This window comes from Dyella flagellata, from assembly GCF_030160275.1.
Taxonomy (GTDB): domain Bacteria; phylum Pseudomonadota; class Gammaproteobacteria; order Xanthomonadales; family Rhodanobacteraceae; genus Dyella_B; species Dyella_B flagellata.
Genome location: NZ_BSOA01000057.1, coordinates 1 through 2,500, shown reverse-complemented (window position 1 = coordinate 2,500; position 2,500 = coordinate 1). Strand labels below are relative to the sequence as shown.

2 tRNA genes and 2 rRNA genes (1 of these 4 cut by a window edge) are annotated in these 2,500 nt (G+C 54.2%); all 4 read left to right on the top strand.

The annotated features are described in order from the left end of the window. Positions 1-318 (top strand): 16S ribosomal RNA (locus QQJ96_RS23480); it begins 1,227 nt to the left of the window's first position. A gap of 266 nt (positions 319-584) precedes the next feature. Continuing rightward, a tRNA-Ile gene (locus tag QQJ96_RS23475) sits at positions 585-661 on the top strand. Between the two features lie 6 nt (positions 662-667). After that, positions 668-743: transfer RNA gene (locus tag QQJ96_RS23470), tRNA-Ala, on the top strand. A gap of 221 nt (positions 744-964) precedes the next feature. After that, positions 965-2,500: ribosomal RNA gene (locus QQJ96_RS23465) — 23S ribosomal RNA — on the top strand; the annotation flags it as partial.

The window sequence follows — 2,500 nt, the reverse complement described above, 5'->3', positions numbered from 1 at the left end:
CACACGTACTACAATGGTCGGTACAGAGGGTTGCAAGACCGCGAGGTGGAGCCAATCCCAGAAAGCCGATCCCAGTCCGGATCGAAGTCTGCAACTCGACTTCGTGAAGTCGGAATCGCTAGTAATCGCAGATCAGCTATGCTGCGGTGAATACGTTCCCGGGCCTTGTACACACCGCCCGTCACACCATGGGAGTGAGTTGCTCCAGAAGCCGTTAGCCTAACCGCAAGGAGGGCGACGACCACGGAGTGGTTCATGACTGGGGTGAAGTCGTAACAAGGTAGCCGTATCGGAAGGTGCGGCTGGATCACCTCCTTTCGAGAGCGACAGCACCGCTGCCGCAAGACGTCCACACAAGACACCTGCATGTTTTCACGCAACTTCCGTGTTGCGAGGAAGTTTGATGATTGCGCAAGGCTGCGTTATTCGCCTTGGTAACCCATCAGACACCGGCATTCCTGCCGGACTCCTCAATAAAACCCGCTACGGACAGTAGCTTTGGCAAGAACCGAAGAGCATTTTGGTGGCTGCTAAAGAGGGAAGCTGGCTAGCGCCAGTCGCCAGGATGGCGACACTCAATAAACGGGTCTGTAGCTCAGGTGGTTAGAGCGCACCCCTGATAAGGGTGAGGCCGGTGGTTCGAGTCCACCTAGACCCACCATTATTTGGGGCCATAGCTCAGCTGGGAGAGCACCTGCTTTGCAAGCAGGGGGTCGTCGGTTCGATCCCGACTGGCTCCACCACTTCGGAAGACGTGAAAACGCAGCGCACACAAAAGATTAAACGAAACGATACGGCGTTGAGGCCGGTATTGTGTTCTTTGAAAATGTAAACGAGTGACAAGCGTCTTGGTTCGAAACTGAAACCGAGATGTGTCGTTGAGGCAACGACGAATGCGTTGTTTGGCAATCCCAATGTTCCTGAGGAGGAACGGGAGTAGCCCTGAGGCGACTTGGGGTTATATGGTCAAGCGACCAAGCGTATACGGTGGATGCCTTGGCAGTCAGAGGCGATGAAGGACGTGGCAGCCTGCGAAAAGTGTCGGGGAGCTGGCAACAAGCTTTGATCCGGCAATGTCCGAATGGGGAAACCCACTCCGTAAGGAGTATCACTTAGTGAATACATAGCTAAGTGAAGCGAACCCGGGGAACTGAAATATCTAAGTACCCGGAGGAAAAGAAATCAACCGAGATTCCCTCAGTAGCGACGAGCGAACGGGGAGTAGCCCAAAAGTGCATCATGTTTTAGCCGAATGGTCTGGAAAGGCCGGCCGTAGCAGGTGATAGCCCTGTAGGCGAAAAGGCACGGTGCATGAAATTGAGTAAGGCGAGGCACGAGAAACCTTGTCTGAACATGGGGGGACCATCCTCCAAGGCTAAATACTCCTGACTGACCGATAGCGAACAAGTACCGTGAGGGAAAGGCGAAAAGAACCCCGGAGAGGGGAGTGAAATAGACCCTGAAACCGTATACGTACAAGCAGTGGAAGCCCGCAAGGGTGACTGCGTACCTTTTGTATAATGGGTCAGCGACTTACTGTCAGTGGCGAGCTTAACCGTATAGGGGAGGCGAAGGGAAACCGAGTCTGAATAGGGCGAATAGTCTCTGGCAGTAGACCCGAAACCGAGTGATCTATCCTTGGCCAGGTTGAAGGTGCGGTAACACGCACTGGAGGACCGAACCCACATCTGTTGCAATAGATGGGGATGAGCTGAGGATAGGAGTGAAAGGCTAAACAAACTCGGAGATAGCTGGTTCTCCTCGAAAGCTATTTAGGTAGCGCCTCGTATGAATCTTCCTGGGGGTAGAGCACTGTTATGGCTAGCGGGCCATCGCGGCTTAGTAAACCATGGCAAACTCCGAATACCAGGACAGAATGTACGGGAGACACACGGCGGGTGCTAACGTCCGTCGTGAAAAGGGAAACAACCCAGACCCGCAGCTAAGGTCCCCAAGTTCATGCTAAGTGGAAAACGATGTGGAAAGGCATAGACAGCCAGGAGGTTGGCTTAGAAGCAGCCACCCTTTAAAGAAAGCGTAATAGCTCACTGGTCGAGTCGGTCTGCGCGGAAGATTTAACGGGGCTAAGCATGACACCGAAGCTCGGGGTGCACACGCAAGTGTGCGCGGTAGAGGAGCGTTCTGTACGCCTGTGAAGGTGGGTTGAGAAGCCTGCTGGAGGTATCAGAAGTGCGAATGCTGACATGAGTAACGATAATGCGGGTGAAAAGCCCGCACGCCGAAAGCCCAAGGTTTCCTCGCGCAACGTTCATCGGCGCAGGGTGAGTCGGCCCCTAAGGCGAGGCAGAAATGCGTAGTCGATGGGAAGCTGGTTAATATTCCAGCACTTGACTGTAGTGCGATGTGGGGACGGAGAAGGTTAGGTCTACCGGGCGTTGGTTGTCCCGGGGAAAGGCGGTAGGCATGTGGATTAGGCAAATCCGGTCCACTTTATGCCGAGCACCGAGACGAGCCCATAAGGGCGAAGTGACTGAGACCA